This window comes from Nocardioides sp. Leaf285 (assembly GCF_001422955.1).
Taxonomy (GTDB): domain Bacteria; phylum Actinomycetota; class Actinomycetes; order Propionibacteriales; family Nocardioidaceae; genus Nocardioides; species Nocardioides kribbensis.
Window position 1 is genome coordinate 189,411 of sequence record NZ_LMNH01000001.1, and the last position, 13,031, is coordinate 202,441.

General features: G+C 73.2%; 13 protein-coding genes. 9 read left to right on the forward strand and 4 right to left on the reverse strand.

All coding sequences use genetic code 11. From position 1 onward, the window contains the following. Window positions 1-2: 2 nt before the first annotated feature. Window positions 3-1,013, reverse strand: coding sequence for an iron ABC transporter substrate-binding protein (locus ASF47_RS00990; RefSeq protein WP_056862171.1), 1,011 nt, complete (start codon window positions 1,011-1,013; stop codon window positions 3-5). Window positions 1,014-1,199: 186 nt separating this feature from the next. After that, window positions 1,200-1,847: a peptide-methionine (S)-S-oxide reductase MsrA gene (msrA, locus tag ASF47_RS00995; protein WP_056862172.1), complete on the reverse strand. Its 648-nt coding sequence runs from the start codon at window positions 1,845-1,847 to the stop codon at window positions 1,200-1,202. Between the two features lie 310 nt (window positions 1,848-2,157). Between msrA and ASF47_RS01000 the strand changes: the two genes are divergently transcribed. The 8 genes from ASF47_RS01000 to ilvA all read left to right on the forward strand — a co-directional run bounded on the left by ASF47_RS01000 (window position 2,158) and on the right by ilvA (window position 10,861). Then, entirely contained in the window at window positions 2,158-2,493 is a 336-nt protein-coding gene (locus ASF47_RS01000) for a hypothetical protein (RefSeq protein WP_056862173.1), read from the forward strand. After that, window positions 2,486-4,378, forward strand: a complete 1,893-nt coding sequence (locus ASF47_RS20900) for a hypothetical protein (protein ID WP_056862174.1) — start codon at window positions 2,486-2,488, stop codon at window positions 4,376-4,378. Before ASF47_RS01000 ends, ASF47_RS20900 begins: the two co-directional genes overlap by 8 nt. Before the next feature lie 30 nt (window positions 4,379-4,408). Further along, a complete protein-coding gene (locus ASF47_RS21610) occupies window positions 4,409-5,902 on the forward strand; it encodes a LysM peptidoglycan-binding domain-containing protein (RefSeq protein ID WP_056862175.1) in 1,494 nt (497 codons plus the stop codon). 62 nt (window positions 5,903-5,964) lie between these two features. Then, entirely contained in the window at window positions 5,965-6,450 is a 486-nt protein-coding gene (locus tag ASF47_RS20460; RefSeq protein WP_082499879.1) for a peptidoglycan-binding domain-containing protein, read from the forward strand. Beyond that, window positions 6,447-6,938 carry a hypothetical protein gene (locus ASF47_RS01020; RefSeq protein ID WP_056862176.1) on the forward strand — a complete coding sequence of 164 codons (492 nt, stop codon included), beginning with the start codon at window positions 6,447-6,449 and terminating at the stop codon, window positions 6,936-6,938. Before ASF47_RS20460 ends, ASF47_RS01020 begins: the two co-directional genes overlap by 4 nt. Window positions 6,939-6,987: 49 nt before the next feature. Then, window positions 6,988-8,151 (forward strand): cystathionine gamma-synthase, encoded by a 1,164-nt coding sequence (locus tag ASF47_RS01025; protein ID WP_056862177.1) that lies wholly within the window; start codon window positions 6,988-6,990, stop codon window positions 8,149-8,151. 62 nt (window positions 8,152-8,213) lie between these two features. Then, window positions 8,214-9,572 (forward strand): AI-2E family transporter, encoded by a 1,359-nt coding sequence (locus ASF47_RS01030; protein WP_165699012.1) that lies wholly within the window; start codon window positions 8,214-8,216, stop codon window positions 9,570-9,572. Further along, complete coding sequence (ilvA, locus tag ASF47_RS01035) at window positions 9,569-10,861, forward strand: threonine ammonia-lyase (RefSeq protein ID WP_082499880.1); 1,293 nt, start codon at window positions 9,569-9,571, stop codon at window positions 10,859-10,861. The genes ASF47_RS01030 and ilvA overlap by 4 nt, the downstream gene beginning before the upstream one ends. A 59-nt stretch (window positions 10,862-10,920) precedes the next feature. On the opposite strand, the gene greA is transcribed toward ilvA, so the two are convergent. Further along, window positions 10,921-11,430: a transcription elongation factor GreA gene (gene greA, locus ASF47_RS01040; RefSeq protein ID WP_056862178.1), complete on the reverse strand. Its 510-nt coding sequence runs from the start codon at window positions 11,428-11,430 to the stop codon at window positions 10,921-10,923. 202 nt (window positions 11,431-11,632) lie between these two features. Continuing rightward, window positions 11,633-12,034, reverse strand: a complete 402-nt coding sequence (locus ASF47_RS01045; protein ID WP_056862179.1) for a DUF4307 domain-containing protein — start codon at window positions 12,032-12,034, stop codon at window positions 11,633-11,635. An 82-nt stretch (window positions 12,035-12,116) separates the two neighbouring features. Here ASF47_RS01045 and mca point away from each other — a divergent pair, with 82 nt between their 5' ends. Beyond that, window positions 12,117-13,022, forward strand: coding sequence for a mycothiol conjugate amidase Mca (mca, locus tag ASF47_RS01050; protein WP_056862180.1), 906 nt, complete (start codon window positions 12,117-12,119; stop codon window positions 13,020-13,022). The last annotated feature ends 9 nt before the right edge of the window (window positions 13,023-13,031 follow it).

Sequence of the window (13,031 nt, forward strand, 5' to 3'; positions counted from 1 at the left end):
GCTCAGAGGAAGCCCACCTCGGTCATGAGGTCGACCACCGTCAGCGAGTCGAGGTCGGAGACGTCGACCCGAGGCGGCTCGAGCTCGTCGAAGGGCTTGACCGGGGGGTCGAGCCGGACGTCGGGGTTGAGGGGGTACTCCAGGGCGTAGCTGTCGGCCAGGGCCTGCTGGCCGGTGCGGTCGACGAGGAACTGCACGAACCGCTCGGCGTCGGTCGGGTCGTCGCTCGCGGCGAGCACGCCCGCGCCCGAGACGCTCACGAACGCGCCGGGGTCCTCGTCGCCGAAGAAGTACAGCGCGCTGTCGTCGCTGACGTCGCCGCCCTCGGCGAGGTCGCGGTACCAGTAGTAGTGGTAGATGATCCCGACCTCGGACTCACCGGAGTCGACCGCCTCGAGCACCACGTTGTTGCCGTCGTAGACCGTGCCGTTGGCCTTGATGCCCTCCAGCCACTCCCGCGTCGCGTCCTCGCCCTCGAGCTCCAGCACCGCGGCGACGATGGCCTGGAAGTCGGCGCCGGTGGGGGAGAACGACAGGCGACCGGCCCACTCGGGGTCGGCGAGGTCGAGGATCGAGCTCGGCAGCTCGTCGGGGTCCACCAGGTCGGTGTTGTAGACCAGCACGGTGGAGCGCGCGACGAAGCCGGTCCACAGCCCGCTGGCGGGGCGGTACTGCTCCGGGATGGGGGCGACGAGGTCCTCGGGCAGCGGGGCGAACAGCCCGGCCTCCTCGACCTGGGACATGGCCGGGGAGTTCTCGGTGAGGAACACGTCGGCCGGCGAGGCGTCGCCCTCCTGCACCAGCTGGTTGGACAGCTCGAGGTCCTTGCCGTTGCGCAGCTCGACCTCGATCCCCGTCTCCTCGGTGAACTGCGGCGCCAGCTCCTCGAGCAGCTGCTCGTGCTGGGCGTTGTAGACGGTGATGCTCGGCCCGTCGTCACCGCTGCAGGAGACCAGCGCGGGCGTGAGCAGCGCGAGCGCGAGGGCAGGAGCGAGCCGGGAGCGGCGGATCATGGGACCCCTTCGTCGTCAGGTGAACCCCGTTCAAGTGAGGCGAGGCTTACCTACGTTACCGCACCCGAGTCGGACGGGCACAGGTCGTCCGGGCAGCCGCAGGGCCGCGGTCCTCCGTCGTGCTGGAGGGCCGCGGCCCGGGGGTGTGCGCGTCCGGCTTCGGGAGCCGGACGGTGGTGGCGCTGCTCAGGCGGTCTGCGGGAACCGCACGCCGGTGTTGGCGTGGCAGCGGTAGCCGTAGGGGTTCTTCGCGAGGTACTGCTGGTGCTGGTCCTCGGCGTAGTAGTACGTCGGCACCTCGCGGATCTCGGTCGTGATCTCGCCGAGGCCGCGGCGGGCCAGCTCGTCGCCGTAGACCTTCGTCAGCTCGCGCGCGGTCTGCTCCTGGGCGGGGGAGGTGTAGTAGATCGCCGAGCGGTACTGCGTGCCGACGTCGTTGCCCTGGCGCATGCCCTGGGTCGGGTCGTGCACCTCGAAGAAGGCCTTGACGAGGTCGGCGTAGGAGACCTGGGCGGGGTCGAAGACCACGCGCACGGCCTCGGTGTGGTTGGTGCGCCCCGAGCACACCTCCTCGTAGGACGGGTTGGGCGTGTCGCCGCCGGCGTAGCCCACCGACGTCGACCAGACGCCGGGCGTCTTCCAGTAGATCTCCTCGGCTCCCCAGAAGCAGCCGAGGCCGAAGACGGCGACCTCGTAGCCCTCGGGGGCCTCGTCGGTGCGCACGGGTGCGTCGAGCACGACGTGGCGCTCGGCGAGTCGGAAGGGGCTCTCGCTGCGACCGGGCAGGGTCTGCTCGGGAGCGATCAGGTCGGTCTGCTTGCGGGTGAAGAACACGGGACCTCCTCGGGTCGTTGCCTACGAGTGTGCAACACCGCCGGTGGCGCCGACCTTCCCGGCGAGCTCGCCTGATCGGGACCGATCCGGGGACCTTGGGCCGTTGACAGGGGCGGGTCGCGCGAGGAGGTTGGGGGCCGTCGCAGCCCGCGGAACCACCGGCTGCCACCTCACGACTTCTCGGGTGCCGAGCCTCGGCGCTCCTCAGGAGCCCCACCCGTCGCCCGCGGGCGCTCGCGCGCCCGCGGCGTACGCAGTCCTGTCCTGCCCGTGCCTCCGGCGCTGCGCGCCGAGTGAGCGAGGTGCTGTCGTGCCCGACGACCGTCGGCGCCGTGCCGACCCGCGCGCGCTGCTGCTCGACGCCGACGACCGGCCCACGCCGGTCTACCGGCGCTACCTCGAGCTGCAGCGCGAGTACGACGCCGCCGTGCGCCGACGCGACGAGGCGCGCGACCGCGCCCACCTGCGACCGGCCCTGCTGCAGGCCTGGCCGCAGGACTCCCGGGCCTGCACCGAGGCCGTCGACGCCGCCCTCGTGCGGTGGCAGGCGCTCGGGCACAAGGCGGAGGTCGAGGCCGCCCTCGACCAGCTCGCCGACCCACCCACCACGACCGATCCGCCCACTGGAGGACCCCACCATGCCTGACGTCCACGACATCCTGCGCGAGCTCGAGCTGAAGGCCGTCGGCCTCGACGAGGAGACCAAGAAGATGCAGGAGGGCTACTTCGTGGCCTTCCGCAGCGTCGGCCTGCCGATCCGCAAGGACGACTTCTACAACCCCTGGGACCCCATGGGCGGCAACCTCGCCAAGAACGCACCGGTCGTGCCGCCCCAGACCGATCCCGCTGCGGCGCCGACTACGGGAAGCAAGGCCCTGGACCCGGAGAAGCTCTACGACGACGCGCTGCTCGCCAACATCTCGCGCTCCCAGCGCACCTACCTCAACACCTTCATGCTCACCGACAGCAAGCTCAACATGAACGCCACCTACTCGGTCATGCCGGCCGCCAGCAAGGTCAGCGACTCCTGGTGGGCGATCATCACCGGCGCCAACGGGATCGCGGGCGACCTCGAGGCCAACGCCGAGCTCCAGGCCGGCTACGACCGCGCCCAGGCCACGCTGATGGACCCGGCCACCGGCGACCCGACCGCCCACTACGAGAAGTACCTCGACTACCAGGACGAGTACCGCTCGAAGGTCCGCAGCTGGAACAAGGCCTACGCCATCGTCTTCACCGATCCCGACCGCCGCCAGATGTGGCCCATCGAGGGCCGGCTCTACCACGAGGAGGCCAACGAGGCCTGGGACCGCTGGCAGAGCTTCGGGCACAAGCAGGAGATCGAGGACGCCATCGCCATCCTCTCGGCCCGCGGCACCGACCCGGCCATCGCCCTCATCGGGCGGGCCAAGAAGAAGCTCAACGACAACCTCTTCGAGTTCCCCGGCGTCGGGCTGATCCCGTGGACCGCCATGATCCCGGAGACGTGGGCCGACCCCGACAACGACGAGGGGTGGAACGAGTACGACAGCACGAAGAGCCACTCCGAGGAGCACTACCAGTCGTCGAGCACCTCCTACGGCGGGGGCGGCGGCTTCGACATCGGCTTCTGGAGCGCCTCGGCCAGCGTCGACCACTCCGAGTCGCACCAGGCCATGCAGATGCAGGGCAGCAACCTGGAGATCCGCTTCAGCTACTGCACCGTCGACATCTTCCGGCCGTGGATGGACACCTCGCTGCTCAACCTCGACAACTGGTTCCTCTTCGGCGACTACCCCGCCCACACGATCTCCGACGGCACCATGGCCCAGCAGAAGCCCTCCACCAAGGAGCCGGCCTTCCTGCCCTCGGTGGTCACCAGCCTGATCCTGGTCAAGGACCTGCGCATCAAGTGGGACGACTGGAAGTCGCAGTGGGAGTCCGACAGCGCCACCACCAGCGTCTCGACGTCGGTGGGCTGGGGGCCGTTCGCGGTCAAGGGGCACTACGGCACCAGCGAGCACACCTTCGACGCCTCCTCCGACTACGAGAGCGAGGGTCTGACCGTGAAGGGCATCCAGCTGGTCGGCTACGTCTCGCAGATCAACCCGGCCTCCCCGCGCAAGAACGGCCTGGACTACCTCCAGCACGCGCCGGCGCCCGCGGACCCCGTCGCCGAGCCGGTCGCGACCCCTGCGCCGACGCCTGCTCCGACTCCTGCGCCGACGCCTGCGCCGGCACCGGTGGCCACGCCGACGCCGGCTCCGGTGGCCACGCCGACGCCGACGCCCGCACCGGTCGCGACGCCGGCCCCGACGCCCGCACCGGTCGCGGCGCCGGCCCCGACGCCGGCCCCGACGCCCGCTCCGGACCCCGCGCCCGTCGCGACGCCTGCCCCGACGCCGGCCCCGACGCCGGCCCCGACGCCTGCGCCGGACCCCGCGCCCGTCGCGACCCCTGCGCCGACCCCTGCGCCGACTCCTGCGCCGACCCCTGCGCCGACCCCTGCGCCGGCACCGGCCCCGGTCGCCCCCGCTCCGGCCAACGGCTGAGGAGCGCGGTCGAGGACGGAGGAGACGGCCATGGCCCTGTCGCTGGACGCGCTCCACCAGCCGATGAACGACTTCTTCCTGGAGCACTTCGCCACGGCGGCGTCGACCCACGTCGTCTTCCGCTTCGATCGCTTCGGATCGACGCTGTCCCCGAGCGACTTCGAGGACCCCGCCGACCCGGCGGCGGGCTGGAGCGCCGTGGTGGCGCGGGAGCGCTTCTCCGACCTGGTCAACCGGATCCCGGTGGACGCCGGCGACGGGGCCAGCGTGGTGATGACCTCCGACTCCGTCGACAGCCTCTGGTTCGACCGGCTCCTCGGCCCGGCGCAGCCCTACCTGGCCCCCGACGCCGGCGCCGAGGAGCGGGCCGAGGCGCTGCGTGTCTTCAGCCTGGTCAAGTCACGCGCCCTGCGGCTGTGGGAGGACCTCAGCCTCGAGTCCTCCTCCGGCCTGCGCAGCCGCTTCCGGGTGGCGGAGGCCAGCCCCTCCCGGTGGTCCGACCCGACCGCGCAGGAGGTGTGGACGAGCACGACCTTCCAGGTCGGCTCGCCCACCCCGCCCGACACGGGCACCGTCGAGCCCGTCGACCCGGAGGCCGAGCACCTGCAGTGGCGGCTGCGGGCCAGCAGCACGGTGCTCGCCGACGCGCTGGCCGCCCCCGACCTGACCGCGCTCCTGGTCGCCGAGCCCGCCCCGGTGAGCGCGGTCGCGGTCGCGCTCCGGGCCGAGCCGGCCCTGGCGCTCCGGGCCGAGCCCGCGCTGCGGGCGACGGCCCTGCGGCGCCTCGTCGAGACGGAGCCGGACACGGTCGCCCCTGCCGGGGCGAGCGTGGACGCGCCCCTGCTGGCGCGCGCCTTCGACACCGCCACCCTGCGCCTCGACCTCACCGAGCGGCTCCACGTGCGCCAGCTGGTGCAGGAGCAGGCGCCCAGCGAGGCCGTGACGACCTCGTCGGTCCGTGTCGAGCTGGAGTACTGCCTCGTCGACGTGCGCCGCGAGTGGCTGCTCGACTCGCTGGTCAACGACGACGGCTGGTGCATCCCCGGCTCGGTCGCGGGGGAGCTGACCGACCCCGCGCGTCGCGGCAGCCTCCCGCTCCTGCCGGTCGGCATGGTCGTCGTGCGGCGCCTCCACATCAGCGCCGCGTGGTCGGCGGCCGACCTCGCGCTGGCCCGCTCGGCGACGTCGTTCGGACCGTTCGACATCACCCCCGACCAGGCCACCGGTCGCCTCGACCACGAGGGGCCGCAGGTGATCGGGTGGATGCTCCAGCAGCTGCCTCCGCTCCCGCCGCAGCCCGTGCTCGCCCCCGACCGGGCGGAGCCGGTCGTGGAGTCGGTCGTGGAGCCGGCCGAGCCCGGCACCGCCGAGCCGCGCACCCACACCGTGCGGCGCGGCGACACGCTCTGGGCGATCGCCCAGGCGGCGTACGGCGACGGCGCGCGGTGGCCGGAGATCGCCCACGCCAACGGCGAGCTCGACCCGGTCGCCCTGCAGGTCGGCGCCGTGCTGACCCTGCCCTGACCCGTCCTGACCCTGTCCGACCCTGTCCGACCCGTGCACCGATCCAGAGAGAAGCCACCACCATGGACGAACCAGACCTCAGCGCAGGATCCAGCGGGGAGTGGGTGACCTACCTCCAGCAGCTGCTGCAGCAGGCCGGCTACCTCGCCACCGAGCCCGACGGCGACTTCGGCCCCGCGACCGAGGGCGCCGTGCGCGACTTCCAGGCCGCCCAGGGCCTCGACGCCGACGGCGCGGTCGGGCCCCTGACCTGGGCCGCGCTCACCGGCAGTGTCGCGCCCGAGACCCCGACCGACCCCGAGCCGGAGCCCGACCCCGACCCCGACCCCGGGCCCGGGCCCGACCTCGGTGCGGAGACCGGCGACGTGCCGGTCTCGCTGCAGGAGGCCGGGGCGCCGGCGAGCCTGTCGGAGTGGACCGACGAGCAGAAGGAGGCCTTCTTCGAGGGCACGGTGACCTCCCAGGTGACCGCCGAGGCCGAGCCCGAGCCGGTCGAGGTGCTGGCCATGTCCGACGCCGGGAGCTCCGACGGAGGTGTCGTCGCATGAGCGCCGACATGGTCGTCAACGTGGCCAAGGCCGCGTGGGAGGTCTTCAAGGACGGGGCGCCGTCGGGGGAGATCACCTCCTCCACCGCCAACGCCGTGCCCCAGGTCGACGACTGGCAGACCCTCGCGGGGGCGCGCGGTCCGATGGCGATCCGCGGTCACTGGGAGCGGCTGTGCGCCTGGCCCTTCGAGGACTACGTCGTCGCCGACTTCACCTTCCTGCTCAAGTGGGACTACGCCGCGACCTACCGCGGCGGCGGCGCCTTCATCCCCAACCTGTGGCTGGAGGTGCCCAGCTACGACATCTTCTGGGGCCAGCACCTCGACCTGCGCCTGACGGTGCGCAACCCCACCAACGCCGGCACGCCGCAGGCACCGCTGGCCCGGCTGCCCGTCACCATCGCCGGCACGGCCAGCAACGGCCTGCGCAACCTGCACGTCGAGTGGGGCCTCACCGTCTTCGGCGACGGCACCTGGCAGGAGGCCTGAGCCGCGGTCGGCGCCGCGGGCGCGGGCCGGCGGGCGCTAACCTCGAGCGGTGAGCGAGCAGCAGCACCCGAGCAAGGCGGGCTTCGAGACCCGCGCCATCCACGCCGGCTACGAGCCCGACCCGACCACGGGCGCGGTGATCCCGCCGATCTACGCCACGTCGACCTACAAGCAGGACGGCGTGGGCGGACTGCGCGGTGGCTACGAGTACTCCCGCTCGGCCAACCCGACCCGCACCGCCCTCGAGGGCAACCTGGCCGCGCTCGAGGAGGGGGAGCGGGCCTTCGCCTTCGCCTCCGGCCTCGCCGCCGAGGACACCCTGGTGCGCGCGCTGTGCCGCCCCGGCGACCACGTGGTCATCCCCGACGACGCCTACGGCGGCACGTTCCGGCTCTTCGACAAGGTCGAGCGGGCCTGGGGCCTGGAGCACAGCCCGGCGCCGGTCTCCGACGTCGACGCCGTGCGGGCAGCGATCCGCCCGGGCAGCACCCGCCTGGTCTGGGTCGAGACCCCCACCAACCCGCTGCTCACCATCGGCGACATCGAGGCCCTGGCCGCGGTCGCCCACGACGCCGGGGCGCTGCTGGTCGTCGACAACACCTTCGCCTCGCCCTACCTCCAGCAGCCGCTGACCCTCGGCGCCGACGTGGTGGTGCACTCGACCACGAAGTACTGCGGCGGGCACTCCGACGTCGTCGGCGGCGCGCTCGTGGTGCGCGACCTCGACGTCGCCGAGAAGGTCGCCTTCCACCAGAACGCCATCGGTGCGGTGGCCGGCCCCTTCGACGCCTGGCTGACCCTGCGCGGGCTCAAGACCCTCGCGCTGCGCATGGACCGCCACTGCGACAACGCCGAGAAGGTCGTCGACTTCCTCCTCGACCACCCGCGCGTGGAGGAGGTGGTCTACCCCGGCCTGGCCTCCCACCCCGGTCACGAGATCGCCTCGCGCCAGATGCGCCGGTACGGCGGGATGGTGTCGTTCCGCGTCGCGGGAGGGGTCGACGCCGCGCTGTCGGTCTGCGAGCGCACCGAGGTCTTCACCCTCGGGGAGTCGCTGGGCGGGGTCGAGTCGCTCATCGAGCACCCGGGCCGGATGACCCACGCCAGCGTCGCCGGCACCGACCTGGAGGTGCCCGCCGACCTGATCCGGATCAGCGTCGGCATCGAGACCGCCGACGACCTGCTCGCCGACCTCGACCGAGCCCTGGGCTGAGCCCTCCGGACGAGCCCCCCGCCCCGGTCGGGGCGGGGCGGTGCGGCGGATAGCCTGCGGTGGTGGACGACGACGCACGACCGGCCGAGGCCCCGGACGGCGCCGAGGGCGACCTCGGGGGTGCGGAGAGCGCCGAGGTGCGCCGGCGGCGCGCGGTGCGCCGGGCCCGCGCCGACGCCGAGCGCGACGAGGGGCTGGCGGCGCGGCTGGCCCAGCAGTGGGCGGCGCTGCGCGACGAGCGGGAGCGGCGGCTGACGCCGGCCCCGATCACGCCCGGCCGGTCGAACTTCACGCGCGCCCAGGTGCCGTGGGGCGTCGACCTCGCCGCGGCCTGGTCGTGGCGCTTCCTGGTGATCGTCGCCGCCGGCGCCGTGGTCGCCTGGACGCTGGGCTACTTCGCGGTGGTCGTGCTGCCGCTCGCCGTCGCGCTGCTCATCAGCGCCCTGGTCGTGCCGATCGTCGACCTGCTCCAGCGGGTCGGACTGCCCCGCGGGCTGGCGGCGCTGCTGGTGGTGCTCGGCACGCTGGCCCTCGTGGGCTCGCTGCTGACCTTCGCCACCCAGCAGGTCGCCAACGGCGCGACCGACCTGGCCGAGCAGACGGTCGCGGGGCTCGGGGAGATCCGGACCTGGCTCAAGGAGGGGCCGCTCAACGCCAGCGACACCCAGATCAACGACTACCTCGACCAGGCCCAGCAGGCCATCCGGGCCCAGAGCGACGGCGGTGAGCTCACCGCCCGCATCACCGAGGTCGGCACGGCGGTGGGGCACGTGTTCGCCGGCTTCTTCATCGTGCTCTTCTCCTTCTACTTCTTCCTCGCCGACGGGGAGCGCATCTGGGCCTGGATCGTGCGGCTGACCCCGCGCGCCGCCCGCGCCCACGTCGACGGCTCGGGCCGGGTGGCCTGGATCTCCCTGACGCAGTTCGTGCGGGCCACGGTCATCGTGGCCGCGGTCGACGCGCTCGGCATCGCGCTGGGCGCCGCCGTGCTCCAGGTGCCCTTCGTGCTGGCCATCGGCGTGCTGGTCTTCCTCGGTGCCTTCGTGCCGATGATCGGCGCCACCATCGCCGGCAGCGTCGCCGTGCTCGTGGCCCTGGTCGACCAGGGGCCCGTCACCGCGCTGCTCATGCTCGGCGTGATCATCCTCGTGCAGCAGGTCGAGGGCCACGTGCTGCAGCCCTTCCTGATGGGACGCTGGGTCTCGGTGCACCCGCTCGGCGTCATCGTCGCGATCGCCGCGGGCGTGCTCGTCGCCGGGATCGCCGGGGCGCTGGTGGCGGTGCCGCTGGCCGCCGCCGTCAACGCGGTGGTCCAGCACCTCGCGGCGAGCACGGTGGTCGGTGACGACCCGGTGGAGGCGCTCGAGGACGACTACGAGGTGACGGGCGAGCAGCCCGCCGTGACCCAGGAGGACGCATGACCGACCAGGCGGACGCCCCCGTCGAGCAGGCCGAGCCGGTCGAGCCGGCGGGCCCCGGGGTGCCGCTGGGCCCCGTGCCGCCGGTGCCGGAGGTGACGCTGGCCGACATCGAGGCCGCCCGGGAGGTGCTCGAGGGCACGGCCATCGTCACGCCCATGGAGGAGTCGCGGTGGCTCTCGGCCATCGCCGGCGGCCGAGTCGGGCTCAAGTGCGAGAACCTCCAGCGCACCGGCTCGTTCAAGGCCCGTGGCGCCTTCGTGCGGATCAGCCGGCTCAGCGCCGAGGAGCGCGCCCGCGGCGTGGTCGCGGCCTCGGCCGGCAACCACGCCCAGGGCGTCGCGCTGGCCGCGCAGCAGCTCGGCATCGCCGCCACCGTCTTCATGCCCGAGGGGGCCCCGATCCCCAAGGAGCGGGCCACCCGCGGCTACGGCGCCGACGTCGTCTTCTCCGGGCGCTACCTCGAGGACGCCCTCGAGGCGGCGCGCGCCTTCGCCGAGCGCACCGGCGCGGTGATGATCCACCCCTTCGACCACGTCGACGTCGTCGCGGGCCAGGGCACCGTGGGCCTGGAGCTGCTCGAGCAGATGCCCGACGTGCGCACCGTGGTCGTGCCCACCGGCGGCGGCGGGCTCCTCGCGGGCATCGCGCTCGCGGTCAAGGCCGCACGGCCCGACGTACGGGTCGTGGGGGTGCAGGCCAAGGACGCCGCGGCCTACCCCGGCTCCCTGGAGCGGGGCCGGCCCACGCCGCTGGAGCACATGCGCACCATGGCCGACGGCATCGCCGTGGGCCGCCCGGGCGACATCACCTTCGCGGCCGTGCGCGACCACGTCGACGAGGTCGTCACGGTGAGCGAGGACCTGCTCGCCCGGGCCCTCCTGGCGCTGGTGGAGCGGGCCAAGATGGTCGTCGAGCCGGCCGGCGCCGCGGCCGTGGCGGCGATCCTCGACCACCCCGAGCGCTTCGAGACGCCCGCGGTCGCGGTGCTGTCCGGGGGCAACGTCGACCCGCTGCTGCTCGGCAAGGTGATCCGCCACGGCATGGCCGCGGCCGGGCGCTACCTCAACCTCCAGGTGACCATCCCCGACGCTCCGGGCGGCCTGGCCCAGCTGCTGACCGAGGTCGGCGCCACCGGCTCCAACGTGCTCGAGGTCGCCCACGAGCGGATCTCGCCCTCGCTGGGCATGGACGAGGTCACCGTGCAGCTGCAGCTGGAGACCCGGGGTGCGGAGCACTCCGCGCTGGTGCTGGCCCGGATGCGCGAACGCGGCTACCGCGTCGTCGAGTGAGGCTCGACGCGGCAGCCGCGCTGGCGGTGCTGGGCCCCGGGGGAGCCCCCGGGCGTTGATCAGCCGGTGTAGGGCACCGCGTCGACGATGACGACCTGGAGCTCCTTGCCGTTGGGCGCGACGTAGGAGACCGTGTCGCCCTTCGAGGCGCCGATGATCGCGGAGCCGAGGGGCGACTGCGGGGAGTAGACCTTGAGGTCGCTGTCCTCGTCCTCCATCTCGCGCGCGCCGAGCAGGAAGGTCTCGGCCTCGTCGTCGTCGTCGCCGACGAACTTGTAGGTCACCTTCATGCCGGGGGAGACGGTGCCGTCGTCCTCGGGGGTCTCGCCCACCTCGGCGCGACGCAGCATGTCCTCGAGCTGGCGGATGCGGCCCTCGATGCGGCCCTGCTCCTCGCGGGCGGCGTGGTAGCCGCTGTTCTCCTTGAGGTCGCCCTCGTCGCGCGCGGCGCTGATCTTGTCGATGATCTCCTGGCGCACGGGGCCCTTGAGCTCGTCGAGCTCGGCCTGCAGCTTGTCGAAGCCCTGCTGCGTGAGCCAGATCGTGCCCTGCTCGGTCGACTGCGTCATGGGTGTACTCCTGCGGGTGAGCGGCTGCGGCCGTGCCGCGTGCTCGTCGATGGTGGATCGGTCATGCCGTCCCCGGTCGGTCGGCGAAGGACCCCGGATCGTCTGTGCTGGGCCCCTTGCCGGACGGCCCTGCGGACGGTCAGAAGAAGGAGTTTACCCCTATCCGGGGCGGCACGGGCGGATCCCCGCCGGCGGGGGTGGCTCAGCGGGGGCGGGGCTGGCCCTCGGCGGTGCAGCCGATCTTCTCCACCGAGGTGGCCATCCGCTCGGTGCGAATGGTGAGGTCGAGGCGGCCCGAGGACTCGGGGGTGAAGGCCAGCTCGCCCACCGTGGAGTGGTCCTCGGCGAAGGCGCGCAGCAGGCAGTCGGCCTCGACGTCGGCGTCGCGCAGGTCGACCTGCACGGTGGCGTCGACGGTGTGCTGGTCGACGGTGTCGAAGGTGACCAGCTCGGAGGTCACCGGCGGGTCGGCGTGGGCCACCGTGGTCCAGGTCAGCCAGCCGCCGAAGACCAGCACCACCACCGCGACCAGCGCGAGGAGCGCACGCCGTCGCCAGGGCGCAGGCGCGCCGTACCGCTGGGTCATCAGGTCGGTGGAGCTCACCCCACCAGGGTGACACGCGGGTCCAGGGCGCTGCGCCGGTGCCCCGGCACGACGGGGGAGCGGCCCACCTAGACTCGGGCCCATGTCGCAGTCGCACGCCACCGGACCCCGCGCGGGCCTCCGGCTCATGCACGTCCACGCCCACCCCGACGACGAGTCGAGCAAGGGCGCGGCCTCGACCGCGCGCTACGTCGCCGAGGGCGCCGAGGTGCACGTGGTCACCTGCACCGGCGGCGAGCGCGGCTCGATCCTCAACCCCAAGATGGACCGCCCCGACATCCTCGAGAACATCTCCGAGGTGCGGCGCCAGGAGATGGAGCGGGCGCGCGACATCCTCGGGATCACCCAGCACTGGCTCGGCTTCGTCGACTCCGGCTGGCCCGAGGGCGACCCGAAGCCCCCGCTGCCCGAGGGCTGCTTCGGCCTGGCCCCGCTGGAGGAGGCCACCGGGCGGCTGGTGCGTCTGATCCGCTCGATCCGCCCCCACGTGCTCACCACCTACGACGAGCGCGGCGGCTACCCCCACCCCGACCACGTGCGCTGCCACGAGGTGTCGGTGGCCGCCTTCGAGGCCGCCGCCGACCCCGAGCGCTTCCCCGAGGCCGGCCCCGCCTGGCAGGTCGCCAAGCTCTACTACCACCACTCCTTCAACCGCGAGCGGATGCAGCGCCTGCACGACGCCACCGTGGCCCACGGGCTGGAGTCGCCGTGGGGCGAGCGGCTCAAGGAGTGGAAGCCGGAGCCGGAGTGGGACGCCCGGGTCACCACCAAGGTGCCCTGCGGCGACTTCTTCGGCGTGCGCGACCAGGCGCTGCTGGCCCACGCCACCCAGATCGACCCCGACGGGCACTGGTTCGCCATCCCGCGCGAGGTGCAGGTCGACGTGTGGCCCACCGAGGACTTCGAGCTCGTCACCGCCCACGTGTCCTCGGCCACGCCGGAGGACGACCTCTTCGCGGGCGTCGACGCCTCCTACGACGGCTCCTGAGAGGATGGC

Excerpts from the sequence above, each read along its gene's own strand:
- ASF47_RS20900 (WP_056862174.1), top strand. The coding sequence starts at position 2,486 with ATGCCTGACGTCCACGACATCCTGCGCGAGCTCGAGCTGAAGGCCGTC.
- ASF47_RS00990 (WP_056862171.1), bottom strand. The coding sequence starts at position 1,013 with ATGATCCGCCGCTCCCGGCTCGCTCCTGCCCTCGCGCTCGCGCTGCTC.
- greA (WP_056862178.1), bottom strand. The coding sequence starts at position 11,430 with ATGACGCAGTCGACCGAGCAGGGCACGATCTGGCTCACGCAGCAGGGC.
- mca (WP_056862180.1), top strand. The coding sequence starts at position 12,117 with ATGTCGCAGTCGCACGCCACCGGACCCCGCGCGGGCCTCCGGCTCATG.
- ASF47_RS01020 (WP_056862176.1), top strand. The coding sequence starts at position 6,447 with ATGAGCGCCGACATGGTCGTCAACGTGGCCAAGGCCGCGTGGGAGGTC.
- ilvA (WP_082499880.1), top strand. The coding sequence starts at position 9,569 with ATGACCGACCAGGCGGACGCCCCCGTCGAGCAGGCCGAGCCGGTCGAG.
- ASF47_RS20460 (WP_082499879.1), top strand. The coding sequence starts at position 5,965 with ATGGACGAACCAGACCTCAGCGCAGGATCCAGCGGGGAGTGGGTGACC.
- ASF47_RS21610 (WP_056862175.1), top strand. The coding sequence starts at position 4,409 with ATGGCCCTGTCGCTGGACGCGCTCCACCAGCCGATGAACGACTTCTTC.